A 25,916-nucleotide genomic window follows, 5' to 3' on the forward strand; every position below is an offset into this window, starting at 1 on the left:
TCCATCACGTATAATGAGCGACAACCATGGTGAGCCTGATGGCATGAGAGTCATTATATTTATATGTGGTGGTTAAATCTCTTCAAATGACAAGAGGGAAGGAAGTGCAACACGTGGAGCAAGCAGAATTGGCAGCAAAAGCAATTTCTGGTGATGAACAAAGTTTTACTTTACTCATGGACGAAATGCAAGGGCGTTTATACCGGATGGCATTCTCTTATGTGAGGAATAAGGATGATGCGCTGGAAATTGTACAAGAGACTGTCTATAAGGCCTTTATTTCCATTCATAAGTTACAGAAACCGCAATATTTTAGCACATGGCTCATAAAAATATCCGTAAATTGTGCATTGGACTATATTCGTAAATCCAAAAAAATTATTTATATGGATAAAGATTATGAAGACAGCTATGTCCCAGAAGATAGAGGAGAAGCGATCGATCTATATGAAGCATTGAGTGTTCTTGATGAGAAATCGAGAATCGTGATCGTAATGAGGTACTTTGAGGATATGCCACTGAAGGAAATAGCAAATATATTGAATATACCGTTGAGTACCGTCAAATCAATGATCTACCGAGGACTGGAGAAATTAAAAATAAATCTGGAGGAGAGTGACTACAATGGATGACAAACTGAAACGATTACAGCAAGCCTATAATGATATTGAAATCCTTGATGAGCTGTCTTTGGCCACTCGTAGAGGAATTGAGAAAGGTAAGCTTCATCAACAGAAAACACGCGCTACAAAGCACCGTGTGAAATGGATTACCTCCAGTGTGGCGGCTATGTTTATCTTTTTTACGATCAGTGTCAATACGTTACCTGCCTTCGCTGACAGTCTAGAACAAGTGCCGGTACTCGGCAAGCTAGTGAGTGTATTACAATTCTCCAAAGGGAATGCCGGAGGTGGGGTCATACAGGATGGGACGGACGTTAATTTCATTTCGGTGAAGCAACTGGGGGACAGTGATCATATTATTATGAACTTTGCGCAAAATAGTGAAGCACAGCAGATAGCAAGCTCATTTAACATGAAATTTACGGAATACCCCAACACAATGACGATTTCCGTTGGCGGGGCAAGAAGATTCTCCGCTGCTAAAGATCTTGAAACATTAAAACAAAGCAACTACATTCAAGATGCTTACCAAATCATTACGATGGACGATTCAGCCATTCGTTTTAATATCACATTTAAGGAACCTGTTACGTACGAGGTGAAAGAATATAAGGATCCTGCACAGGTCGTCATAAAGCTAACATCTGATGCGAAAAATGCTGGAAATCTTCCGCCTGTATACTCTCTAAGAACGGTGTCAATGCCCTATGGAGAGGAGATAGGGATGGCTGAAGAAATGCTGTTAGAGTTTGAGGGATTACGCGTATTAAAAGATCAGCAAGGATCATTCTTGGTGGAGGCCGGATATTATAATACGGAAGCTGAGGCTTTAGCTCAGTTGAAACGAATTCAGAGTGAATATGGAGTCGCAGATTCGTTGCTTATTGAAAAACGATCATACCTACAGATTCCGGAGTTCATTTCTGCTGAAAAGGAATAATGTATAAACCCATAGAAAAACAAATGCAATCGGCCGTAATACTTATGCGGCCTTTTTGCTGTACAACTGGATAGAAGATTCTATCATGCTGGTATCAATTGAATGAAATGAGATCGTTTTAGCAGTAAATGAAAGGAATATCCCTGCACAACTGTATGAAAAGGTCGGATATGAGGACACGAATAGAAGGAGATAATGAAAATGATATCCTCTCCTCCAGTATAACCGGATGTAGCACAGGGGCACATGATGAAGTGGATCACGGGATTCATAACACTTTATTGATATCTAGCCATTTATCTATTGCTTGATATTGGATTATCGGGATATCGGAACCTGTTTTTTTGTATTTTTTGGAGAGTTATGGTAACACTACATTGTACTAGTGACATGGCACTTGGAAAGACTTTATATTCCGTTGCCCATTGGGTGATGAAGCGCCGACCTCTCATGAAGACTAAGACTAAAGATTCTGACCGCAAAAAAACTGGAGCGTCAAGAAGGAGGAGGATTCTGTGTTTGCCCGTACAGATGATAAGATAACAACGACACAAACAGCAGTTATAGTTAGTAGCTATATGCTTGGAACTGGGGTTCTTACTCTTCCAAGAACTTTAACTGAGAGCGTTAAGACCCCAGATGGTTGGATATCTATTATTGTGGGCGGGTTGATTATGATGCTTGCAGGAATATGTATCGTGAAACTGTGTCAGCAATTTCCTGGCAAAACCATTTATCAATTTGGGAAAGAAATTGTAGGGAATTGGATCGGGAGTTGTTTGATTATGATAATGATCATTTATTTTGTTACTACGTCTGCGTTGCAGATCAGAGTCATGACTGAAGTGACTATGTTGTATTTACTTGAAAGTGCACCTCAGTGGGCGATCATTATGTCTTTCATGTGGATTGGACTGTATTTAATTACGGGTGGAATCAAACCAATCGCTCGGTTGTTTGAGATTATATTACCGATTACGGTTATTGTTTTTATAATTTGCTTGTCTTTGAGCAGCAAATTATTTGATATTGATAATTTACGTCCTGTGTTAGGGGAGGGAGTCTTTCCTGTCATCAGGGGGTTGAAATCAACCATACTTGCTTTTACAGGCTATGAGATCATGTTCATTCTTACGGCGATTATGCAATATCCCAAAAAGGGTGTAAAGGCTGTGATTATAGGTACGGCAATACCCTTAGTTCTGTATGTATTTACTTTAATTATAGCTGTTGGTGCAATGTCTATTGATGGAGTTGTAAGAAGTACTTGGCCAACACTTGATCTTATGCGAAGTTTTGAAATTACGGGCCTTCTTTTTGAAAGATTTGAGTTCTTCTTACTTGTTATTTGGATCATGCAAATATTCGCGACATTTACGATTACTTATTATGCTGCATCGATGGGTTTGGCTCAATTGTTCAAAAAAAAAATTAAACCTATCATCTACGGCTTGTTGCCGATCATATTCGTCGTTGCTCTGCTACCCAAAAGTATGAATGAAGTATTTGATTTTGATAATTTTATTGGAAATATTTCTATCTATTTGTTCGGGTTATTACCCGTACTCCTTCTTCTAATCGCAAAAATATTCAAAAAGGGAGGTGTTAAGTAAGACGAATAGCTTGATACCGTTATCGATAGCATCATCAATAACCAGTAAATAATCCTTCCGTTCGGAATATATCCGGGATTATCCAAACGTATAGATTTCTATGAGAAAAGAGTCCGGCACTTAAAATGCCGGGCTCTTTTCTTCTTGCCTAATAACGAAATCTTAAAGATGCTAGCCAATATCAGATGATAGAGAAAGAAAGAGATTAGAGATCTCAAGGAAAGACGCTGTCTCGTGCTTATTGCGGCAAATGTAAGATGGCAAGAATGTAGTCCGATTAATATCCGCGTAGATCGCGGGTTTTCTACTCCCGGTTTAATCCGGGAGATTTTCCATTTCGAGTCTATCCGAACGTGACAAGAATGTAACATTCCCCCTCCTGCCTGTCATCTGAATCGAACGACAGTACTAGATATAAACAATACAATAAGTGTATACGAATTGCCTGTTCAATCTGGCTGGGTTAACCCCGTCTTAGGTCTGAATACAGCTGCAGTTCTTCGAAATAGGATTGTTGGTTTTACCAAGTTCAAATTAAACGAAAGCAAGGAGAGGATTTTAGTTGAACAAAAATAAGAAGCGAACTTGCCGCACAATCGGCATCCTGACGGCTTTACTGACGCTTAGCCTCGCTGCAGAAACTAGCACGTACGCTCAGCACCAGCCTGAATCGAATTCGACTGCCACCGTCAAACAGTTGGCCTCACTCGGCAGCACCGCCCTTCCGCTATCGAACAACGCGGCCTCGAATGATTTTACAAGTGGGCCGCGTGAAGCCAAGGAAGTTGAGGCGTTCCTGGACGATTTTTTTGCCAAGGATGCCATCAAGAAAAAGGCTGGGGCCGTTACGGTATCCGTCGTTCAGGACGGGAAGGTACTCGCTTCCAAAGGCTACGGTGTAACCGACCAAACGTCGAAATCGCCAGTAGATGCAAGCCGAACTACCTTCCGGATCGCGTCCGTCTCCAAGGTGTTCACGGCAGCCGCCGTTATGCAGCTCGTCGATCAAGGGAAAATTTCGCTTCAGGACAACATTGAAAAGTACTTGGACGGTTACGAAGTAACCAATTCCTTCGATACACCGGTCACGATAGAGAACCTGTTGACGCATACGACCGGTTTTGAAGTGCGCGAACCGACAGACGCCAGCTATTTGACCGATGCTTCCCAGAAGCCGATCTCGCTAAAAGAAAGCATCTTCGCTCAGTTCCCGTCGGTCCTTCGCAAGCCCGGAACGTCATACATGTACGATAATTTCGCATCGAGGCTGCAAGGATATATTGTCCAGCAGGTAAGCGGAGAACCTTTCGGGAGTTATATGCAAAAGCATCTGTTTGGGCCGCTCGGCATGACCTCAAGCAGCTTTACCCTGACTAAGGATTTGGCTGGTCGGCTCGTAACTTCTTACGATTCCGAGGGTAGCGCCATTCCGGTGTACAATTTTTCCCCGAGCGAGTGGCCTGAGGGCAGCATGGTATCAACAGCCTCTGATATGGCGCTGTTTATGAAGGCTTTCCTGAACGATGGCCAGGCGGCTGACGGCACCGTTATCCTGTCGCCCGAATCGGTAAAGGCGATGTCTACCTACCACATAGCCATTCATCCGGATTTGCCGGATATGACATACGGCTTTGAATCGCCTGTTAATCCGTCAAAAACGAACGGGGAGGACGTAATCTCCAAGGGTGGGGACATTCTGGGCTTCAGTTCGTTGCTATGGCTTCTGCCCGACCGCAAAACGGGTGTCTTCGTTTCTTACAATTCGAATCAGGACTCGAATCAGGATTTGCGTAATGACCTGTTTACTGCGTTTATGGATCATTATTATACGAGTCGAAAAGTGGCGTTCGAACCGGGAGGATTCAAGGCGCAGCCCGCGAACGTTCTCGCCAAATTCGAAGGCTTGTATTCCGATTTGCGGATCAAATTACTGACCAGGGTCGAAGTGGGAGACGACGGCACTCTGATTGTGCGCGACGTTTCCGCCCGTCACCAGTTGAAGCAGGTCGACGATTTGCTGTTCGTGGATGAACAGGGCAAGCCGCTTGCATTCAAGACGGATGAAGGCGGCCGCATCATTTATATGAAATACTCTAATTTATACAGCTATGCGGCCAAAATACCGGATGATCCTGCCGGATTCCCGGACGTAACAGCCGATCATCCATATGCCAGCTACATTCTCGGCCTTAAGTCGCTTGGCTACTTGACGGATGATCTGTCAAAGCCGTTTCAACCTCTGCAAGCCGTCACCCGCGGAGCGTTCATTCATGCTTTTAACTCGATATTGAGCATTCCGGAATCCGCAAACCCGTCCTCATTTAAGGATATTGAACATTCTCCGTACCGAAAAGATATTCAAGCCGCTCTTGAGGCCGGCATATTGAATGGGACGGGGAGCGGCTTGTTCGAACCAGACCGTCCGATCCGCCGCGAAGAAGCAGCCGCTATCGTTTTCCGCTTAGTGGCGGGATCGGGGATTAGGGTGCCGGATTCCACGGCTGTGCTCGCGCCAGGCACTTCGAAATGGGCTGTCGATGCAGTCAGCTCTGCTGTGAACTGGAAGCTTCATGGGCCGGAAGTGACCGAATCGAATGACATGTTCGACTACGGCTCGCAGCGGGCGCTGAATAAGCAGGAGCTGGCGGCGTTGCTGTTCACGATGCTACTTCCAGATTAAGGAATCAGGTATATAATCGCTGCCGCGTGATATGCCCGGAACTAGGGAGAGCAATAATTCACCGTTGAGAACAAGTATGATCTGAGGGGGGGGGGGCGATTATTTACCTCTCCTTTTAGTTTTGAAGTGAAAGCAAGGAGGATACCAAGAGCAGATCGATTGAAATGATTGGAAGAACATTGTAAATTGGTCTTTTATCATGGAAATATCGGTGGAAATGCCTAGTTGGAGTGATATGATGGAGAAAGCTTTGGATGGGTTGCTTTATTAACGGAATCTGCGCAGCAATCGCGTCACGGGACCGGAGCGATATGATGATGTGATGAACACCTATATTAAAGTACAGCCCCAATGGGTCATGCTGATTAGGTAAATATGCCCCGTTATTGTTTGAGACAGCAGGTGGATAGGAGAGAAACGCTTGATATTCAAGGTTTTTTTTGTGGTTTTAGAAGTGTAAGATTTCTACTTAAAATTGTTACTTAGCTACTATGTGTACATGTTCCAGTTCCATGAGTAATGACAAGAAAGTAATTAGAAGTTTATGAAGCCTAATCGATTCTGTTGCGTGATATCATATACCATAAAGTTACATTGTATGAACAGGTGGGATCAGGAATCCGGAACTTCAAGTGATACGTTGATAATTGAAGTCCGTTTACAGTCGAGTGGAACTCAGTCGACTGATGGGGCTGGATCGGTACGAAGAATATTAATTGAATGGCTGAAAGCTGTTAAGGGGTAAAGTGGCGTTACATGTCATAACATTTTCAGGTTCCTCGTTTCTCAAAACTGATTAGAAGTGTGTCCTGCTCCCTTTGTCTAGTGCTTGTAAAAGTGGTATTATTCAAATAATATGCATGCTGGTGAGTCTAGGAGGCTGATCTCATGCCTCATTAAGAAACTTGAGAGGTTGTCACATGTCAAAAACAATACTGATTGTAGAAGATGAGCCTATTTTACGGGAAATCATGAAAGATTATTTGCTTGAAGAAGGTTTTAAAGTGTTTGAAGCGGACGAAGGAAAAAAAGCTCTGGCTTTATTTCAAGATCATGAAGTGGATTTAATCATTTTGGATATTATGCTCCCTGAATTGGACGGATGGTCCGTGTGCAAACGCATCCGAAAGGTCTCCAATGTTCCGATTATCATGTTGACGGCCCGTTCGGATGAGGACGATACATTATTGGGTTTTGAATTAGGTGCCGACGACTACGTAACCAAACCGTACAGTCCTCCAATATTGCTGGCACGGGCAAAACGGCTTTTGGAAATCCGACAGATCCGGGAACAAGAGGATGATACATTGTCCAGCAGCGGAATTTCGATCCATTTTCCGTCCCGAACCGTTTCGGTCGATGGGGAACATTGCAGCTTGACGCATACGGAATTTGAAATTTTGGCTTATTTGATGAAGAATAAAGGAATCATCATAACGAGAGAACAGTTGATTACAAAAATTTGGGGATATGATTTTGTCGGTGACGATCGCACGGTCAACAGCCATATCCGTAATCTGCGTTCCAAACTAGAGGAGCATGCCGAACATATTGTCACGGTCGTTCGATCAGGATATAAATTCGAGGAGCAGCCATGAAAAGAAGTATTGTTTTTAAGCTGTTTCTATTAACGTCGGGATTATGCCTGTTCATTCTTGCTGTTATTTTTGTCGGGCAAACTGTATTTTTCAAACAATTTTATGTTCATCAAAAAGTAAAGGATGTTAAAGCAGCGTTTCAGGATTATGAACAAGACTACCTTAATCATGCCACGAATAAGCAGGCGATGGCAGAACTGGAGCAAGACTTTTACCAAAAATATAACACCTGGATCACAACATTGGACGCCGAGGGAAATTTGAAGCATACTGACGATTTCTTCATGGAAATCAAGCTGGATCGTTCGGATGATTCTGCTCTTTCCAATAAAACGATAACCGTACCTCTCTATACTGTTATTAATGTAGAGGACTTCATCACCGATAATCCGTTCCTCACACCTTGGATTAATGAAGGTGAACGGATTGCTATTGCTGGCGATTTTCGGAAGTTAACGCCTCTTGTGTTAATGAGAGCACTAGCTGAAGCAACCACCCAAATTTATGAACCCATTCATCGGTTCGAATTAGAGATCCCTGTTGATTCTCTAAGCAGGGTTTTATTTAAACTAACTCAAGCGTCTTCAACCTATCAGGATCCGATCCAGAATGACCAGGTATTCATGATACATGGCATGATCCCGATTAAGAACATTCAGCCATTCGAGAACCAGCTTCCGGGTTGGACCCAAGGTGAAGGTGTATTTCTATCAGAATTTCATGGCTATCAGCCTTTCAATGGTGAAGTGCCATTATGTACACGATACGACCATAATCCATTAAATCGGAAGGAATATCTCTTACATACCTTGAATTCGATGTAAGTTGATAAAACCAGTAAAAAGCAGCGTACAGGTTTTGTACGCTGTTTTTTCTTTCATATAGGAGGATTAAAAATACTATCGTAAACAGCGGTTTTTTTTGAGTGTCTACTTAAAAGGGATAATACCATATCCGCGTAAAACGCGATTTTTTTGTTTTATCGGAACAGATTCTTGTCATTGCGCATTGTCAAGAATCTGTTCCGATTGCCGTTTGAGGCCAAGAATATAGTCCGAATGTCGATAGAGATTAAAATGTACTATTACGCTTTATATGGAAAGGCTAATTCTAGGAAAGCAGTTATATTAATCTTATTATGGCTCATTGCCTAAAACCAAAAAAATTATTATAGCTATGTCGGATTATAAAAATATGTACCGCTGACCAAATTAGGCCAAGAATGAGTTCCGATAGTCGCTGATAATTAAGATAACAGGCAATTTACTTTAATTGCAATATCCATAGTATGGATTATATGGTAAGTTAAATTGAGATGTTTAGGCGGTAATAATTTCACTAATTGTAATAAAGTCTGTCGTGAATATAGATACGGTAATAGGGATCTGCGACAGGTGTCACAGATAATACGTTAAGTGAAATTCACTAAATGAAAAGAATAACAGAATTAATCGGGTAGTGCCATTTTCAGTGCTAACTTTCAATAAGATATGCTTCAAGAGAGACATTAGTGGTTTGTATACATTCAGTAATTTAATTATAAATTATCCAAATTTTAAAATAATCATAAATGAAAAAAGAAGGAGGATTTATGAAAAAATTTATTAAGGCCGTTTTGGTTCTGGCAATGGTTCCCACACTTTTGACCGGCTGCATCTATTCCAATACAGTTGTGGATATTAACGAAAATGGGTCTGGCAGCGTAAAGTCAGTGGACGGATTTGACAAAAATATTTTAAACAAGCTGGGCAAAACTTATCAGGACTTTACCAGCAAGGACAACGAATCCTACGACATGAAGTACAACGGAAAAAAGTACGTAGCAGGAACGTATGAGGACAAATTTTTAGGTCCGGATGACATGAACACAGCAGGAGTGGGTGCCATTTCCAGCGAGATGGGCATGGTGACGTTGACGAAGCTTAACGGAGGGTTGGAGCTCAAGCTCACACTTGCTCCGTTCATCAGCAAGGGTATGGGGTACGACCATAAGTTTCCAGAGTTCAAGGACATTTCTGACAGCACACTTCAGGGCATGAAGCTGAAGGACCTAATTGCACAGGACGTGCCAGGGCTGGTACTAAAGGCAAGATTCAACATGCCATACAACGTTGTGCAGACCGCTGGCGGAACTGGAGGGGTTACGGTTAGCGGAAAGTCGATCCAGCTTGACTACCTGAAGATGATTGACTCCGGCAGCCGTGAGTGGAAGTTCCAAGCAATGAAGAATCCAGGAAGCATCGACCCAAACAGCACCATTTTTAAGGATGTAAAGAAAAATGCATGGTATGCAAAGGCTGTGCTTGCTGCTGCTGACAGAGGGTTTATGAAGGGGTTTGCTGACGGAACGTTCAAGCCAGACGGAACATTGACCATGGCGGAGCTTGCTAAGATTGCATCCGAGGTATCCGGCAAGAGCATTCCAAACAATCCACAGTACTGGGCCAAGGGACACATCTTATTCGCACAGGATAGTGGATTATTCCTTGACAAGAAGGAAGCAACTGCAAAGAACTGGAACGTCCTAGCAACACGCGAGCAAGTCGTGCATGCAATTGCCATAGCAGCAGGTCAGCAAGATGTCAAAGAAGTATCCTCAAGCAGCATTAAGGACTGGAACCAAATTGATAGCAGAATGAAGAACATCATTCTTTATGCGTATCAGGCAGGAATCGTTAATGGCAAATCTGGAGAAAAGTTCGAACCAAAGAGCATGGTAACACGTGCGGAGGTAGCCCAAATTTTGAGCAACATTAAGTAATCAAAGAAATAAAAGCAATTCAATTTCAACCTAATAAATTACAGATAGTTAATACAGCGCTAGTGCTATAATGTATGAATGTGCGAGTGGAGATATTATGCAGGTGGGGCAGCGACTTTTCATACGGTAGATGGTGGACACTTTTTTATTACAGAGAATTATGGACCCGTTGTGGATAATATCAAGCAAACATTGACAATATCGGATAAAATTCTAGAAATGCAATGATAGATCGTTTTATTGTGAACTAATCTTCATTTATCTTAATTGGAAAAGAGGTTTTGAATCAATGAATAGCAATATTATTTGGGGGATAGTATTATTAGCGCTGAGTTTGTTTCTTAAGCCATTATTGGCGATTGTGGGGCTGAATGAAAGGTTGTTCGGATTGCACTGGCAAGGTGAAACTGTGTTTTCATTGAGTCCATTCTTAGTTCGGATTATTCTAGCAGTAATTGGGATTATCATGCTTATCATCGGCGGTATGCAAGTTGCAAAGCAGAATAATAAATAGTTGAAAGGATAGAGAGCAAACAATTGATCTTGCTACAATATTGAACATTGTACAGATATATTAGGACAAAAAAGTACTAAAAGAAATGATTAACCAATTTTCAGTAAGTAATTTTCATTATCTTCATATATCGTACAGGTGGGATTGATAATTAGAAAAAGGCTGATCTATTCTTGTTGAAGATCAGCTTTTATTGTACTCTGAATAAAGAGAAGAAGAGAACACACATAACGGCAATCGGAATAGATTTTTGTCATTTATCGGAACATATTCTTGTCATCCGACATTTGCATAACAATCAAAAATAATTACTGTCAGGTATGAAATAGGTTTCGATCAACGGACACTAGAGTACGATAAATAGAGAATGAACACTAAGATCCACATTTTAAAACGCAAATAACATTCGAAGAATCCATTGATGTTCGATAGATATAAGGGAATTAACGGACACCAATGGAATTTAAAAATATTACACAGACGCTTATTCACAAAACCCGTATTTTGTACATATGTATATATCTAAATTTAGGCCCTTCTTTTTAGGATAATTAATGTCCAATGTCCAAGGACATTAATGTGCCTACAATGTGTCTTGATTGGATGTTGTCTCTCTCCAGCTGAATTCCCGTACTATTCATACAATAATTCCACGTAAAAAAAGAAAAAGCTGCCGAATTTCTCTTTCAAGTGCCTCAGGCAATTGATCCAACGAATAAATGTTATCCAAGACCGGATGTATTTTATGTTCTTCCACAAGCTTCAGCATATTTTCAAAGTCTTGCGGACTTCCCATTGTTGATCCCATTACTGAAATTTCCTTAACCGTTAGATTAGGTAAAAACAGATTCGGCACGGGACCTCTTGTGGCTCCAAAGCTAACGATTCGACTAATTTCCTTCCCGAAATTTAGTGCACAATCCTGCAGGATCTTATGAGGGTCGTAGGACATTCCCTTTAACATTACGGCAATATACTAGATCCATCCTTGTACACCCAACTTAATGGACATATAGTTTTTCTTTCATGGCTGAGACCAGTCTCTACTATCTCAACAAAGGGCTACCTTACGGCAGCCCTTTCATTATTGAACTATAGCCGTCCCTTTAGCGTAACAGATTAATCAATTATTAATTGTGCAATCTTAATTTGTTGGAACTTTAATCCTCATACACTGAAAAAAATACATCGTTAAGAATCGCTTTCGCTTTCTTTAAGTTACGGGAATCCAGCTTATTGAGCAACTCAATGACTTCGTTAATTTCATCGGAATCTGTTGTTTCCTTATCATTGTCTGACTCTACATTCGTGTGCGGCGCTCTATTACTGAGTGCGTTTGATTCTTTGTTTGTCTCCGAATGAATCCATGATGTGTGCAAGGTCTCTTGAAGAATATTGACTAGAAATCGCAATTCATCTTTGTTATAACGTTGCAAGAAATGATTAATCCCAATATCAATTTGATCATGTAGGGTTTGATGCAATACGTTAATCTCTTTTCCTAATTGTGTGGTGCGGAACAGAATTTCCTTTCTATTGTCAGGGAGATATTCAAAATCAATGATTTTTTTATCTGCAAGTCTTCTCGTGATTTTAGAGACATTCCCTTTTGAGAATCCGAATTGTTTTGAAATGGTAATACCATTAACAGGCTCTAGCTCACCAATGGCATTAAGCACATGCAGCATCTTAACAGTCATATCTTTCACCAGTTGAGCGATTACAGGAGTAGGACTATTCTGAATAAGCCATTGTCTCTCTAGGCCATCGTCTCTTTGGATTTTATTTTGTAGATCGGTTACTGACACAATCAAGTCTTTAATTAATCGATCCTTAGTTTGTTTTCCCGGTTCGTTTAACATTTGTTTTCCTCCGATATTGTAAGCTAAAACCAGTATATCAAGAGTACATATACAAATAAAGTTTCCATGAAACATTATTGACGTAAACAGCAAGCTTCATGTATTATTGTTTCTAAGAAACATAAAGTTTCATGGAAACTAAATCAATAAGCATTTTGTATTTATTTTGCTCAGAGAGGAAACTAAACAAATGACGAACTTTGAATTAATAAGCAAGTTATCGAATACCGATCACCAGGATATCGATGTACTTATCGCCGGTGCTGGCCCAACAGGATCCACGTTGGCAGCCGACCTTCTAAGGCGCGGCCTTCGTGTCCGACTGATTGACAAGGCACCACACGCATTCAAAGGCTCCCGTGCAAAGGGAGTTCAACCTCGTACTTTGGAGGTCTTTGAAGACCTCGGGATATTAAATGAGGCTTTCGCTGAAGGAGGAGCATATCCTCTTACTGGCGTCCATATCGGGCCGTTCTCATTGCCGTGGCGTATGATACAGCGGAATAAACCGACTCAAAGCGTACCATATCCAAACACCCTATTGCTACCGCAGCTCCGCACCGACGCCATCTTGCATCGCCTGATCGATCGCCTCGGGCTTAAAATTGAGTTCGGCATCGCTGTGGAGGGTTTCGAACAAGATTCCGATTGGGTAATTGCGAAACTCTCTTCCGGGGAGAACATCCGCTGCAGATATTTGGTTGGGGCCGATGGAGCTTCAAGCACTGTTCGCAAAGCTGCGGGTATTGAGTTCGTCGGTGAGACCAACGAATCCGACAAATGGCTGATTGTCGACGGTATGGTTGACAATCTGTCACGCAACCGATGGCATATGTGGCCACGCCTACATGGTAAGTCAGTCGCAGTATGCCCACTGCCCCATTCTGACCAATTTCAAATCATGATTCGGCTGAAAACGGACGAGACGGCTGTTCTCGATGAAGCCGCATTGACAGCTCAGTTCTATACTCTCACTGGGTTGCGGTTACATGGCATCACTTGGTCCTCTGTGTTCCGACCCAATATTCGGCTCGCAAAGCACTACCGGGCAGGCAGGGTCTTCTTGGCAGGCGACGCCGCCCACGTTCATACACCAGCCGGAGGGCAGGGGCTCAACACAGGCGTGCAGGATGCATACAATCTCGGTTGGAAATTAGGTCAGGTCATCTCCGGGGCTCCCGACACCCTCCTCGACAGCTACGAAGCAGAACGCCAGCCGATTGCTGCTCGTGTTCTTGGTAAATCAAGTGAGCTTTACTCTGGCCTAGACAAACGCCGTCTCTCCAGCCTCAAGCGTGGGGATGAGGAACGACAGCTCGGAATTTCATACCACGCTGGGCCACTCGCCCCCGCAGACACCGCGATCACCAAGACCTTGAAAGTGGGAGACCGAGCACCGGACGCACCTTGTATCGGTCCTGGTGGGGCACGACGACTATTTGACCTATACCACGGCTCCCATTTCACTTTGCTTGCCTTCGGAGCCAATGCCGCCAAGGCACTTCCTGAACTGATTTGGTCTACTTCTGGTGCCGACTTGCACAGATACATTGTAGGCAATGGAAGTGTCAACGACACTTCCATTAAAGACACCACAGGCAATCTGAAAAGAATTTACGGCATTACCAATGATATGTTGGTATTGATACGACCTGACGGTTACATTGGAAACATCATCGCGAACAACTGGAAGGGTGCTTTCGATAATATTACCATGAAGATTACCCCATCACAGTCCAAAGCGATGCAATCAAACTGAAACATTCAGTCAGAGCTTGATTGTCATATTCCTATACAAGTATGTAATTAATCCTCCAAATAGATAAACAGGCTGCCGAGCTATCGGTAGCCTAGTCGTTGCGATATTCTGCCCGGGAGCTTAATATGATTACCTCTTTATTTGTATCCAATTAGGAATTCGATCAAAATCAACCTTAATTGAAAAAATTGTATATCTTCATGAATATGTTTTCTATAGTCTATTCCTTGGGGACTATTTCTTTCTTAGCTCCCTCCTCAGAGATTTCAAGCCAATTAAAAATGGAGTCTTGATCAATTGTTTCAATGGGTATTTTGCGTTGAAATAATTGATTCATTATATGTTAGAGTTGCTATTGTCTTTTAGCAGTTCAAATCATCTTTATTCAGAGGAAGTCCAAACAAGATACAAGAGTTTTCCTTCAACTACATCGAGATTGGCATAGATATTTTTTGTCATAGTACCCTGTGTTTTTAAGAGTACTAAATTAAAGAGAAGAGAGTAAGATAATTTAGGATCCGTTGTTTTATATCCAGTATAATTATGAAGAATTTCGGGATAAATTTCACTTAATACATATTCTTGTGCTTCATATATTGAAGAGAATGTTTTTGTTTCTTCATACCAGATTATAGAAGTTGATTTACTTTTTTCAAAAAAATTATTACTATCTGTATTTGTAAATAAAATTTCACTATATCCATTTCGAAGCGCCCGACGGTTCGCTTTATTTCGTCACCAGCAACAATGGCGATAAGAACGGGGACGGTACCCCAGACAAACTTGTTCGACTAATACCTAATTTCTAGCGATCCGCTGTAACCATATTTCTAGAATTATTATAGAGGTAAATGCATCTTTTATTAAACTGGTTTTAAAGAAGAAAAAGCACCTTTTCCATCAACCTTAGGGTCGATATGAAAAGGTGCTTATGAGTTTATCTTTCTTCATTTAAGTTCCTCCTTCAAGTTATAAGCCCCCTTGCAGTCTATGAGAACAGGCTAAACGATATATACTCTCTCTACTCGGTTTCCGATACGGCTTAATATTTCATTGGTAATAGTGCCACATAGGCTTGCAACATGTCCCGTTGTTATCCATTCCTCCCCGTCTTGTCCGATCAGTGTTACTGTATCTCCTTCTTGTACGCCGTCAATAGAGGTTACATCTATCATCATTTGATCCATGCAGATATTACCTGCAATTTTAGCTTTTTTACCTCTGACAAGGACATATCCGCCTTTCTCGAATAAGGCTCTGGGAACGCCGTCAGCATATCCAATAGAAACAGTCGCAATCTTACTGTCTTGTGTTGTCACGTAATTACGTCCGTATCCAACGGAGTTCTCTGCTTTGATGGTCTTGACAAGGGTTATTTTTGCTTTCAAGGAAAGAACGGGACGTAAGCAGACTCTAGTATTTATTTTATCTTCTTCATTACAAGTCAGTCCATATAGTGCTATGCCGGGTCGAGCCAGTCCGCAATGGATGTCAGGATAATTTAGAATACCGTAGCTGCTTTGGATATGAAGTGTACCGGGATTTATCCCTTCGGACTTTAATTGTCCGATGACTTCATAAAAGCGGTTGATTTGAGCAAGTGTATAGGAAATATCATCCTGTTGATGACTATCGGGCACAGATAGGTGGCTGTAGGTTCCGGTTACTTGTAAATTTGTATGTCGATACATGCAGCAAATTTGCTCCATATTGCCATTGCTTTCGCCTAGCCTTCTCATGCCAGTGTCGATTTTGATATGAACTTTTATCTTTCTGCCATATTCATTTATGGATTCACCATAATCTGCGCTAATAATCGTTTGAGTAAGATTATAGCGAATAAGATCTCTATAACACCTTGGAGAAGTATATCCTAGAACTAAGATTTCTCCTTTGATGCCCTGTTTACGTAAGGTAACCCCTTCTGAACATTCAGCCACAGCAAAGTGTCTTACACCGGCTTTGTTAAGATACCTCGCGACCTGTATGCTGCCATGTCCATAGGCATCGGCCTTGACAACTCCCATTATATTACAGTCTAGTGGCAGGACACTTTTCAACTCCAATAGATTGTGTTTGAGATGAACTAGATTTATTTCCGCCCAGGCCCTATGCTTATTTGCTGGTTTTTTCCCTCTCAAAGCGATAAGTCGCGCAACTGGAAGATACAATATAATCGCAATAAGGTACATCCGTCCGATGCTAAGCGTAAAACGATGTACGATTTCTCTGTCCTGTCTACTTTCCCCTGTTAGCATCTGAAAGAGGAAGAAGCCCGTAGCCATAAAGAAAAAGGGTGCCGCGAGGCACGCTAATATGCTGGTGAGCAGAAAATCATCGTATACATTGTAATACGTTATACCTGTATGTATCGCAATGACCAGTATGGCCGCAACGATCTTAAAGTGGACGATTACACCATAATTGTTCTTAGAAACCATTATGTTCACTGCCTTTTTCATGAAATACAGTTATCACAAAACCGTCAATATTATTGCCAGATAGGTGATATTGTTCTTCATTCGTGATGGGAACGGTTGTGATGTCTTCCTCTGCTGCCATATAATAAATTTCAATAACTGAACTTTTATGTTCGATATACAGATGCTCGTGATGAAAACCATATTGTTTCAAAAACTGGGTATACTCCTCTAAGCAAAATCCATGTTGTTCGAGAATAACCGAATGCGGAAAGCCGACATATCGAAAATGCCAGGGTTCACAGGCAATTTTGGTGATATGCTCTTTGCCCTCTTTGTACCTTTGAATGAAGCCATATTCAGCTGCGAGCTGCTTGAAATTTTGACAAACGCCATGAGTAGGAAATGATGGGCAGATAAAATCCACATTCTCAGCATTCTCACCTACATCCACAGCAAGTCCAGTCTGGTGCTCACTCTCATTGGGACATGCTACATAGCTTGCCGTAAAAGCTGCTCCGTTCTCTTGTAAAGAGTTTTCATAGAGTTCCTGTTGCTCCTCTCTAGAACGGTAACCACTGACAATTATAATATCGTCCATCGCATGACAAGCGATTAACAAAGCAGATAGCTGTTGCAAGCAAGTTTTCTCAAGGGAAATATCTTGTTGCTCTTTATCAAAAGTTAGAATGTTATGTAACGGTATAATATTTGCAGATTTTTCGGTTTGTCTTACGGAATGTTCATGGTTTACCAGGATTAAATGTCCACGATGAATTGCTGCTCGGTCAAGTCGGATTTCATGTAACGGTTCCATATGCTTTGTCCTCCAAAACCGCGAGTTGTAACAGTCGGTCGAGAATTTCCGGATAAGAAACACCGCTAGAACGTAACATATTCGGATATCTGGATTTAGACGTAAACCCAGGTATGGTGTTGACCTCATTAAATACAACACGCCCATCGCCAGTAAGGAACATATCTACCCTTGCAAACCCTTTACAGCCAAGCGTTTTATAGATCAGCATCGCTGTTTCTTTAACCTTGTTCGTCGTGTCCTCATCTATTCTAGCAGGCAGGTGAATTTCCGAAGTTTTCAATGAGTACTTTTCGTTGAAATCGAAAAAATCACCCGCTAATTCAATCTCATCAATGACTCCGATGATAGGATCTGAATTTCCTAGAACTGCACATCCCACTTCAAATCCATCGATATTTTGTTCGATAACGACCTTTTTGTCGTGCGAAAAGGCTAGTTCCACACCTTTTAGCAGTTCTTGCTTGTTGTACGCTTTGGTAATTCCCAATGAAGATCCTGACTTTGCTGGTTTTACATATAGTGGGAACCCAATATTTTCTGCAGTAATAACGGATTTTTCAATATTCTCACCTTCGAATACAGTAATCGAACGTGGCGTATCAATGCCTGCTGCCTGTACTAACGTATGCGCAATCTCCTTATCCATACAAATCGCCGAGGAGAGCATGTCGCATCCTACATAAGGAATACCTGAGAGTTCTAGAAGCCCCTGTAATGTTCCGTCCTCTCCATATTTACCGTGGAGCATCGGGAAAACAACATCAATGGGGGTGATATGAAATTCAGTATTTACTAATTCAATTAGCCCTCTTATTTCTCTGCTTGGTGAAATAAATGAGGGTATACAACTGGCATGCGCATGCCACCGGTTATTACGTATGTCCTCGATGCTGCCGCTGTATCTGAGCCATAATCCATCTCGTGTAATTCCTATCATCACGATGTTATATTTGTCTGTATCAAGATGATCGATCACCGAAGCAGCAGAGATTAATGATACCTCGTACTCGCTAGAACATCCGCCAAATAATACCGCAATCGTTTTCTTCTCCATATATTAACCCTCCTTGTATTTATAGCAGTAAATTACCATTATCGTAGTAAGACAAGAAAAAAACCTACTTCTTGATTCACGGCTTCTGCTTGTCCTTCTTCATTTATTGGCATAGTCAACAAAGTAAACTCTGATCCGCTCCTTCTGCACTTTTTTACGTGAACGTGAGAGGAAGATGTCTCCAAATGGGTAAAAGACTGTTCCCTACCTCCACTACGCAGTATATCTTCCCAAAGTGACATTACAGTGACATTGAAGTGACATTTTAGTCACGTTGGTAAAATTGAATTTTGACAAAAAAGCCCCTAGCACTACTGCCATATTCCTTGCTGGTCAAATAGAGAATTAAAAGCATTCACAGACATATATCATTATAGTGACCCAATACCAAGACCCCTTTTTCGAGGGGTCATTTTCATTTTCAGGAGGGATGTAAGAATGAGAATCCTCAAGACACAGCAGGACATTGACGTTCTGCGCCGCGCCAAAGATGAAGTTTATTGGAAGCCAACGAGACACGCAATCCATTCAATGCAACTGGTAAGTACAGTTATCCCGATAGCGAAACGGGGGCTTATTCCCTGATTTGTAATAAACAAGGCAATAAGCAAGCCTTCCGGCGGTAGCATGTATGGCTAACGGAGCACGACAGTTTACATTAAGGCTGCCGCATCACCTTGCGGGATAAATAAGCGTTATTGGTTAAGGTGTACCTTTTTAGTCTGACAATGGGCAATAAGACTATATTCTTGGCCTAAAACGGCAATCGGACAATATTCTTGTCATCTTACAAATGACATTAAAGTGCCCACATTAATGTCATTAATCTGCCTACAATGTGTCTCTTCTCACTTTATCACAGTACAAAAAACAGTGCTAAAAGCATTAGGATGAGCCTTGGTATGCTGCTGTGATTAAGTCCTAACTCACGACTTTTTGAATAAGAAGCAGTTTCATTCAATATCAGCCAATTGTCAGACGCGATGTTTTGTAGGCTCTTCTACTGACTGAAAACGATTTGTGTAAGCGATCGTAGTTATGAGCACTTGAACAGGATTCTCTTTGATGTCTAAAGTAAGTCGAATTTATACGAAGAACCATACTCACTTGGTTGTTCGAAACTCTTCTCAATTAATTAGCATTTCAACGCTGATCATAAAGGCAAAGATTTGGACATAACTACTCTATTTAGTTCAGGGATGTGATAAGTATCCATGGTTTACTTACGAGTGTACCGTCTGAACGCTGTACACTATATTCTGAAACCAATATATATTTAGACCATGCAACATTATAGTTTTTATCATTGATGATTGAATGTTCTTGCGTTGTTTCAGTCATTTGTATGGTTGTATGACTTACAGTTGTTTCTAGTTGCTCTGTGTATTGATAAGATAAACTAGCAGCTACATTAAAACGCCCCTCCTTACCAAATTGAAACCCTGCGTCTACCCCAATCGATAGCGTATCAGAAGAATCGGGTGTTTCGAAAGCGAGTTTATATAACCATTCAGATATCCGCGAGAGGATCGAATCCTTACGCCGTCAACAATCACAAGCACCCACTCCAAAGCAAATAAAGCGTGAGATAAATGATGCGAATAAGGATATACTCATCGAAATGTTAAAACGCAAAATCAAAGCACTGGAGAACGAGAACAAAGAATTACGAGAAGAAATGAAAAAGGCTTATGCTCAGATTTACGAAAAATTTTAGTTACACTTCATTGAGCTAACGAGCAGTTTTGCGACAAAACACTGCATGTACAACATAAAGCAAACACTAGCCCTCAACAGCGCGGTTTCTCTTAGGCCGCGTCTTTTGCATTTAATCCCTCCATAACAAACGACAAAATATATTTTACCCGGGTAATATTGACTTTTTATTTTTACCCGGGTAAAATTAGTGGAGCATTCAGAGGAGGATCTACAGAATGAGAGATGATCAAACGCGCTTTTGCTGCACGGCATTTTTGGGTGTGGGAGTCGTCGCCAGTGGTTCGTTACAGCACGTTGTTTCTACAGTGAAGGATGCTCTGGATGACAGAGACCTCACACAGCTGCTTATATTTGACGATACCACGGGGAAGCAAATAGATGTTGATTTCCGTGGGAAGACAGATGACGTGCTCAAACGATTAGGAGAACAGTTTGGCGACTTGCTCGGTACGGAAATGAATCACCAGCCTACACGGCGGGTCGGTCGACCCAAGCTGGGGGTTGTATCCGGTGAGGTTACATTATTGCCAAAAGATTGGGAATGGCTGAAGAGTCAACCTGGAGGGGCGTCGGTAACATTACGAAAACTCGTTGGTGATGCTCGCCGTGCTGGAGGAAAACAGAGCAAGATACGAGAGTCACAAGAAGCAACATATCACTTTATGACAGCTATGGCCGGGAACTTCCATCAATACGAAGAAGCTCTGCGGGCACTGTATGCTGGTGATTTGGATCGTTTTTACCACTGCATCGATGACTGGGCACCTGATATCAGAAACCATATCAAAAGATTAGCCGCTAATGCATTCCCTGAAGGGAACTAATAAACGAAAGAATGTGTAGGCGTAAGGAATTTAGAATAAAAAAAGGAACAACGAAAGGAGCCACACTATGACAGAATTTGAATTTAATCGTTACATCGAACCATCGCAACGTGCTGGCATGAGGTTCATACAGCGAGGCATCGAGGGCAGCATCGTCATGTTGCCGATTACACAGCCTATCCTGAACTAACACCGGAGGTCCCAATCAGCGGTGCCGAAGCTTTCAACCGCTATATCGAGCACACCCTCCCATTTCTCCGTGAAATCGGAGGTGAAATCATGTTTCTTGGCGATGGCGGAGAGTTTCTTATCGGACCCGAAGACGAAAGATGGGATTTTGTCATGATGATCCGCCAGAGCAGCGCGCAGTCGTTTCTTGCTTTTTCAAGTCATCAAGACTACATGGCCGGTATCGGGCATCGGACTGCAGCGATCGAAGATTCACGCCTTCTGCCTATGAGAGAACTTACAATACCGAATTAATTGGAGGAGAACATAATCATGAACATTCTGAAAGTCAAAAGCGTCGAATTGGCCTATGACAGTTTTGGTAACGAAAATGACGAGGCTATTATCCTAATCGCCGGGCTTGGAACCCAGATGATCCGATGGACGGATTCGTTTTGTCGGATATTAGCAGCGCGGGGCTTTCGCGTAATCCGCTTTGACAATCGCGACGTAGGTTGCTCGACGCATTTTAGCCATTATCCGACGCTGGATTTTGACGCACTGGCGACTGCTCTCATGTCGGGAAAGCGACCGGACATCCCTTACACTCTCGATGACATGTCCAACGACGCTATCGGACTACTCGATGCCCTTTCAATTGACCGGGCACATTTCGTTGGCAGGTCGATGGGCGGAATGATTGCCCAGATTGCTGCCAGTGAGTACCCTGAACGGGTTTTATCACTCACCTCCATTATGTCCAGTTCCGGTAATCCCACACTTCCGCAAACTTCCCCGGATGTCATGGCGATGATGACTAAACCAGCGCCGAACCCATTTGAGGATGAAGCAGGATTTTTGGCGCACAGCGTCTCTTTTGCCAAACGCATCGCCGGCACCGGCTATCCGTTTGAAGAGGACGCATATCGAGCGCTCATTCTGGAGGAAGTCCAGCGAGCCTACGATCCAGGCAGTGTTGGACGACAAATTGCTGCGATCGCTGTCTCCGGTGATCGTCGTCCGCGGCTGGCGACCATAAAAGTACCAACACTTGTCATTCATGGGGTGGACGATCCCCTGTTCGTCCCGGCGTGTGGCGAGGACACGGCTTCTGCCATTCCGGGCGCTGAGCTAATGTTGGTTGACGGCATGGGACACGACTTACCGCACCAACTGTACAAAGTAATCACTGATGGCATAGAGCGAACGGCTCGTATTAATCTGCATGTTTGACGAGCAAGCAAAATACGAACATGCTATTCCATATCGTCATTCGTACTAGCGTGCGTTTAATCATATCGGGGTCTGCTCTCCTTTTATTTGGCGGACTTGATGTATTGATTCACTTGCTGCTCCAATATCGGAAATGGCATATTACCGTTTCGAAGAAGAACGGAATGAAATGCCTTGATATCGAAGCGATCCCCGAGTTCGCTTTTCGCCTTCTCTCGAAGGGATTGGAATTGCTCCGATCCGATCGCATAGTATTCGTTAAGTCCTGGATAGGCAATGACACTGTCGATGAAAGCATCGCTCCCCGTTCCGATGGCACTCACCAGATACTCATTAGCTTGTTCTCTTGTCCACTTCAGCTCATGGATACCCGTATCTATCACGGTACCTATGGAATTGTTCAGCAAACGAATTAGTACCGTGTTCCAATCAAGCAAGCCCTTCTCCGCGCATAAGCTTTCCATATAGACCGCCCATCCCTCTACGTATCCATACGTCATCATTATTTTGCGGATTAATGGAATGGTTGGTTGATCATATTGAATCGAAATTTGAAAGTGATGTCCTGGAATACCCTCATGCAACGCAAGCATTTTAACCACTTCTTCGGAGGTCGGGTTTTCGAGCGGAATGACAAATCTCCCGCTCCTATCACCATCTATAGATAAGGGGAGATACATTCCACCTGCTGATGAGAAAAGAGCCGAATACGCCCGCACGTCCACGGGATGGTCCGGGATAAGTTCCTCTTCAAACCAATCGGACAAATAGGGCGTGGCATTCGACAGACTGCTATTTAACGCTTGCAGCAATTCATCTCCGGTTAGGAATCTGGCTGCAGATGTAGTCTGCGCTTGACCCGAAGCCCCGCTTCTTAGCTCCTTCACGATCTCTTCTACCTTGCGTTTAGCGATCTCGTGCATTTCCTGAGGACTGAGGTCCGTACCCGTAGTAAGTTTGAGGCTTGCAGAATAATACTCGCTGCCGCCCGGCTGACTCCAGATTCCTTGGCTCACGGATGCTTGCTTCATAAGATCGTTCTTGATCACATCGGCAAATTTGCCGTAAGAAGGCAGTACATGATCGGTTAGGGTTTGCGCTAGCTCTTTTTTTAGCTTCTCCTCTTCGGAGGGATCGAGTTTTAACTCGGTTAATTTCGCTGCATATAAACTGTACAGAATCATTTCTTCCGGTTTCGTATTCCGCAAAATGCTGTAACTCGTAAGCATTTCCTTAAGAAATTCAGAAGCTGGGACAATACCTTTCTCCCGTTTGTCTTGAATACTGTCTATGAAATGTGCGACCTTGTCCGAAAACCCATTCAGCGCAACAATATAATTTTCTGCATCTGATTGATTGCGAATCGGATAGTTGTTCGCGAAAAACGGCGAGAAAGTGGTTAGGGAAAAATATCTGCTTGTGTTCAAATCCGAATATTTGTTCAATTTTTGTTCCGCGCTTAGTTTCCATTTGAGGATATCGTAGGTAAGCTTGTCTTCCGAGGAAAGCTTGGCAGCGTCGTACGCATTCAACTTTTTCAAAAATTCTTCGGTATCATCGTTTATTTGTTGGTAATAGGCATCCGAGTAGTCGGAAAGCTTAGTGGGATCCCATCGAAGACCATTCACTTCTTCCGCACCATAATAAAGCTGTAACTCGGGGTCCTCATTCAGGGTGGCAACCGCCATCTTTTGAATCATGGTGCCGAAGTCCTCTGATTTATGTTGATCCGGCCATAACAAACCACCTACAGTCAGCAAGACAAGTAATCCTGCTACCAATAAAATAGTCAATCTGGTGTTCTTAAACATCTTTCTTACAAGGTTCATGTATTAATCTCCCCTTTATAGAGTATAAGAAGAATATATAAGATGAACCTTTGATTTCCCTTTGAAAAACAACTCGTTTATTCTGAGTCTGTAGCCCAAACCTCTTAAGGTTCACCGCAATTGATCGTCAACTTATTTAACCTTTAGCTTAATGAAAACGGCAGCCTATTGTCTGGTCGGCTGCCGCGGTATCCTATCAACTCTATTATTTAACTAATCACCGGAAAACGAATCATAACGGTCGTACCACACCCTACCCCGCTGCTAATGTGGACAGAACCTTGATGTTGATCGACGATCCAACGCGCGATCGATAGCCCTAGACCCGCTCCATGATCCACTCTATTTCTAGAGGAATCTCCCTTGTAAAAGCGATTAAATACGAGTGGCAATTCGTGTTCCGAAATGCCCACTCCGTTATCCTTGACGGTTATGAGAACTGATTTCCCTTGCCTAAGACACTCAAGATCGATTTGCCCATCCGCCTGCGTAAATTTAATGGCATTGTCCAACAAAATCATGAACAACTGTATGAGACGATCCTCATCTCCATTCATGAGCAATTCCGAGCCTTCGACATGAAGCTGTAACCGCAACTGCTTGTAATCCATTATCGGTTCTATATTTTTTGCAATCTCTTTAATGATCCCGTCAACTCGCACAGGTTTGCATGAGATGACTTCCTCATGTGAATCGCCTCTTGCCAGAAGAAGTAGGCCGTCTACCATGTTGCTCATTCTTTTGGTTTCTTTCAGAATGGCTGAAATTGGAGCGCTTTCTTCCTCGATCGTATGATCGGGATGGCGCAACAATATTTGTGTCTGTCCTCGGACGACCGAAAGCGGACTCCTCAACTCGTGAGAGGCATCTGCAACGAATTGCTGCTGCTTGTCCCAAGCCTTCTGAATCGGAATGAGCGCCCGTCTAGCCAATGTGTAACCTGCGATGATAGATAATAACGCGCCGATACCGATTCCGATACTAATACTCCATAATAACCGATTCAAATAATACGTCTCGGTAGAAATTTCCGTAAACATCTGAACTGTTTTCAAAGGCGTGTTAGACAGCTTCTCGACTAATGGCAAATTGCCCTGATAGGGTCTGCTCACGAATCGATAAGTCTTCTTACCCACGCGTATCGACTCGGGTTCCAATTGGTTTTGTTTTTCCCGAATCATCAAACTCAATACGAAATATGGCCATTTATAATAAAAGCTTTGAATCAAGGTATCGTTGGAATCCCAATAAAATGGCATCATAAGACGTTCCGGTTCATTCGAACCAAAGTTAATGACTTGCTCCCCGTTACTTAGAGAAATTTGTTGTATGTGGTCAATATTAAACACCAGCTGACGGTCAATGTCAGAATAGATCCGATAACGCGCCAGCCCGTATAACGCTCCCCCCAGTATGATGAGCAAGAAAAATACGACAATGCTGTTCCATATCGTCATTCGTACTAGCGTGCGTTTAATCATATCGGGGTCTGCTCTCCT

22 protein-coding genes and 2 pseudogenes are annotated in these 25,916 nt (G+C 42.5%); 16 read left to right on the forward strand and 8 right to left on the reverse strand.

Going from position 1 to position 25,916, the window contains the following annotated elements; genetic code table 11:
* Nucleotides 1-104: 104 nt before the first annotated feature.
* From PGLA_RS12455 to PGLA_RS12490, 11 genes and pseudogenes are all read left to right on the forward strand, one after another.
* Nucleotides 105-632 carry a sigma-70 family RNA polymerase sigma factor gene (locus tag PGLA_RS12455; RefSeq protein WP_245699838.1) on the forward strand — a complete coding sequence of 176 codons (528 nt, stop codon included), beginning with the start codon at nt 105-107 and terminating at the stop codon, nt 630-632.
* A complete protein-coding gene (locus PGLA_RS12460; RefSeq protein ID WP_068533147.1) occupies nt 625-1,563 on the forward strand; it encodes a DUF4179 domain-containing protein in 939 nt (312 codons plus the stop codon). The genes PGLA_RS12455 and PGLA_RS12460 overlap by 8 nt, the downstream gene beginning before the upstream one ends.
* Before the next feature lie 106 nt (nt 1,564-1,669).
* Nucleotides 1,670-1,759, forward strand: a pseudogene (locus PGLA_RS27420) (GNAT family N-acetyltransferase); the annotation flags it as partial.
* 319 nt (nt 1,760-2,078) lie between these two features.
* Nucleotides 2,079-3,176: a spore germination protein gene (locus PGLA_RS12465; protein WP_068533149.1), complete on the forward strand. Its 1,098-nt coding sequence runs from the start codon at nt 2,079-2,081 to the stop codon at nt 3,174-3,176.
* A gap of 562 nt (nt 3,177-3,738) precedes the next feature.
* Nucleotides 3,739-5,856: a serine hydrolase domain-containing protein gene (locus PGLA_RS12470; RefSeq protein ID WP_084411002.1), complete on the forward strand. Its 2,118-nt coding sequence runs from the start codon at nt 3,739-3,741 to the stop codon at nt 5,854-5,856.
* A 598-nt stretch (nt 5,857-6,454) separates the two neighbouring features.
* Nucleotides 6,455-6,601: a hypothetical protein gene (locus PGLA_RS27965; RefSeq protein ID WP_161487885.1), complete on the forward strand. Its 147-nt coding sequence runs from the start codon at nt 6,455-6,457 to the stop codon at nt 6,599-6,601.
* A gap of 175 nt (nt 6,602-6,776) precedes the next feature.
* Nucleotides 6,777-7,454 (forward strand): response regulator transcription factor, encoded by a 678-nt coding sequence (locus tag PGLA_RS12475; RefSeq protein WP_068533151.1) that lies wholly within the window; start codon nt 6,777-6,779, stop codon nt 7,452-7,454.
* Entirely contained in the window at nt 7,451-8,278 is an 828-nt protein-coding gene (locus PGLA_RS12480) for a hypothetical protein (protein ID WP_068533153.1), read from the forward strand. Before PGLA_RS12475 ends, PGLA_RS12480 begins: the two co-directional genes overlap by 4 nt.
* A gap of 767 nt (nt 8,279-9,045) precedes the next feature.
* Nucleotides 9,046-10,215, forward strand: a complete 1,170-nt coding sequence (locus tag PGLA_RS12485) for an S-layer homology domain-containing protein (protein WP_068533155.1) — start codon at nt 9,046-9,048, stop codon at nt 10,213-10,215.
* 78 nt (nt 10,216-10,293) lie between these two features.
* Nucleotides 10,294-10,443 carry a hypothetical protein gene (locus tag PGLA_RS27970; RefSeq protein WP_161487886.1) on the forward strand — a complete coding sequence of 50 codons (150 nt, stop codon included), beginning with the start codon at nt 10,294-10,296 and terminating at the stop codon, nt 10,441-10,443.
* 61 nt (nt 10,444-10,504) lie between these two features.
* Nucleotides 10,505-10,729: a hypothetical protein gene (locus PGLA_RS12490; protein ID WP_068533159.1), complete on the forward strand. Its 225-nt coding sequence runs from the start codon at nt 10,505-10,507 to the stop codon at nt 10,727-10,729.
* Nucleotides 10,730-11,366: 637 nt separating this feature from the next.
* On the opposite strand, the gene PGLA_RS12495 is transcribed toward PGLA_RS12490, so the two are convergent.
* Nucleotides 11,367-11,681 (reverse strand): zinc-binding dehydrogenase, encoded by a 315-nt coding sequence (locus PGLA_RS12495; RefSeq protein ID WP_245699841.1) that lies wholly within the window; start codon nt 11,679-11,681, stop codon nt 11,367-11,369.
* A gap of 208 nt (nt 11,682-11,889) precedes the next feature.
* On the reverse strand, nt 11,890-12,591 hold the full coding sequence (locus tag PGLA_RS12500) for a MarR family transcriptional regulator (RefSeq protein WP_068533163.1): 702 nt from the start codon (nt 12,589-12,591) through the stop codon (nt 11,890-11,892).
* A gap of 190 nt (nt 12,592-12,781) precedes the next feature.
* Here PGLA_RS12500 and PGLA_RS12505 point away from each other — a divergent pair, with 190 nt between their 5' ends.
* Nucleotides 12,782-14,350 carry an FAD-dependent monooxygenase gene (locus tag PGLA_RS12505; protein WP_068533164.1) on the forward strand — a complete coding sequence of 523 codons (1,569 nt, stop codon included), beginning with the start codon at nt 12,782-12,784 and terminating at the stop codon, nt 14,348-14,350.
* 1,001 nt (nt 14,351-15,351) lie between these two features.
* Here the strand turns inward: PGLA_RS12505 and vanT are convergent.
* The 4 genes from vanT to PGLA_RS28565 are packed head-to-tail and all read right to left on the reverse strand — an operon-like array spanning nt 15,352 to nt 18,886.
* Nucleotides 15,352-16,812, reverse strand: coding sequence for a serine racemase VanT catalytic subunit (vanT, locus tag PGLA_RS12510; RefSeq protein WP_245699843.1), 1,461 nt, complete (start codon nt 16,810-16,812; stop codon nt 15,352-15,354).
* The gene (locus tag PGLA_RS12515) at nt 16,781-17,587 is read right to left on the reverse strand and encodes a D-alanyl-D-alanine carboxypeptidase family protein (RefSeq protein ID WP_068533168.1); all 807 of its coding nucleotides are present in this window, start codon (nt 17,585-17,587) and stop codon (nt 16,781-16,783) included. The genes vanT and PGLA_RS12515 overlap by 32 nt, the downstream gene beginning before the upstream one ends.
* A complete protein-coding gene (vanG, locus tag PGLA_RS12520) occupies nt 17,571-18,644 on the reverse strand; it encodes a D-alanine--D-serine ligase VanG (protein ID WP_068533170.1) in 1,074 nt (357 codons plus the stop codon). Before vanG ends, PGLA_RS12515 begins: the two co-directional genes overlap by 17 nt.
* Before the next feature lie 38 nt (nt 18,645-18,682).
* A complete protein-coding gene (locus tag PGLA_RS28565) occupies nt 18,683-18,886 on the reverse strand; it encodes a hypothetical protein (RefSeq protein ID WP_211269537.1) in 204 nt (67 codons plus the stop codon).
* A 1,217-nt stretch (nt 18,887-20,103) separates the two neighbouring features.
* Here PGLA_RS28565 and PGLA_RS28910 point away from each other — a divergent pair.
* The 4 genes and pseudogenes from PGLA_RS28910 to PGLA_RS12540 all read left to right on the forward strand — a co-directional run.
* A pseudogene (locus PGLA_RS28910) lies at nt 20,104-20,361 on the forward strand (DUF6262 family protein); the annotation flags it as partial.
* Between the two features lie 217 nt (nt 20,362-20,578).
* Nucleotides 20,579-21,187, forward strand: coding sequence for a DUF2239 family protein (locus tag PGLA_RS12530; RefSeq protein ID WP_068533172.1), 609 nt, complete (start codon nt 20,579-20,581; stop codon nt 21,185-21,187).
* A gap of 279 nt (nt 21,188-21,466) precedes the next feature.
* On the forward strand, nt 21,467-21,670 hold the full coding sequence (locus tag PGLA_RS28915) for a hypothetical protein (protein WP_245699845.1): 204 nt from the start codon (nt 21,467-21,469) through the stop codon (nt 21,668-21,670).
* A gap of 18 nt (nt 21,671-21,688) precedes the next feature.
* The gene (locus PGLA_RS12540; RefSeq protein WP_068533174.1) at nt 21,689-22,588 is read left to right on the forward strand and encodes an alpha/beta fold hydrolase; all 900 of its coding nucleotides are present in this window, start codon (nt 21,689-21,691) and stop codon (nt 22,586-22,588) included.
* Nucleotides 22,589-22,671: 83 nt separating this feature from the next.
* Here PGLA_RS12540 and PGLA_RS12545 read toward each other — a convergent pair whose 3' ends face one another.
* Nucleotides 22,672-24,417 carry a DUF885 domain-containing protein gene (locus PGLA_RS12545; RefSeq protein WP_068533176.1) on the reverse strand — a complete coding sequence of 582 codons (1,746 nt, stop codon included), beginning with the start codon at nt 24,415-24,417 and terminating at the stop codon, nt 22,672-22,674.
* A 209-nt stretch (nt 24,418-24,626) separates the two neighbouring features.
* Nucleotides 24,627-25,898: a sensor histidine kinase gene (locus PGLA_RS12550; protein ID WP_068533178.1), complete on the reverse strand. Its 1,272-nt coding sequence runs from the start codon at nt 25,896-25,898 to the stop codon at nt 24,627-24,629.
* Between the last annotated feature and the right edge of the window lie 18 nt (nt 25,899-25,916).

The organism is Paenibacillus glacialis, assembly GCF_001637205.1.
Classification (GTDB): Bacteria; Bacillota; Bacilli; order Paenibacillales; family Paenibacillaceae; genus Paenibacillus_AQ; species Paenibacillus_AQ glacialis.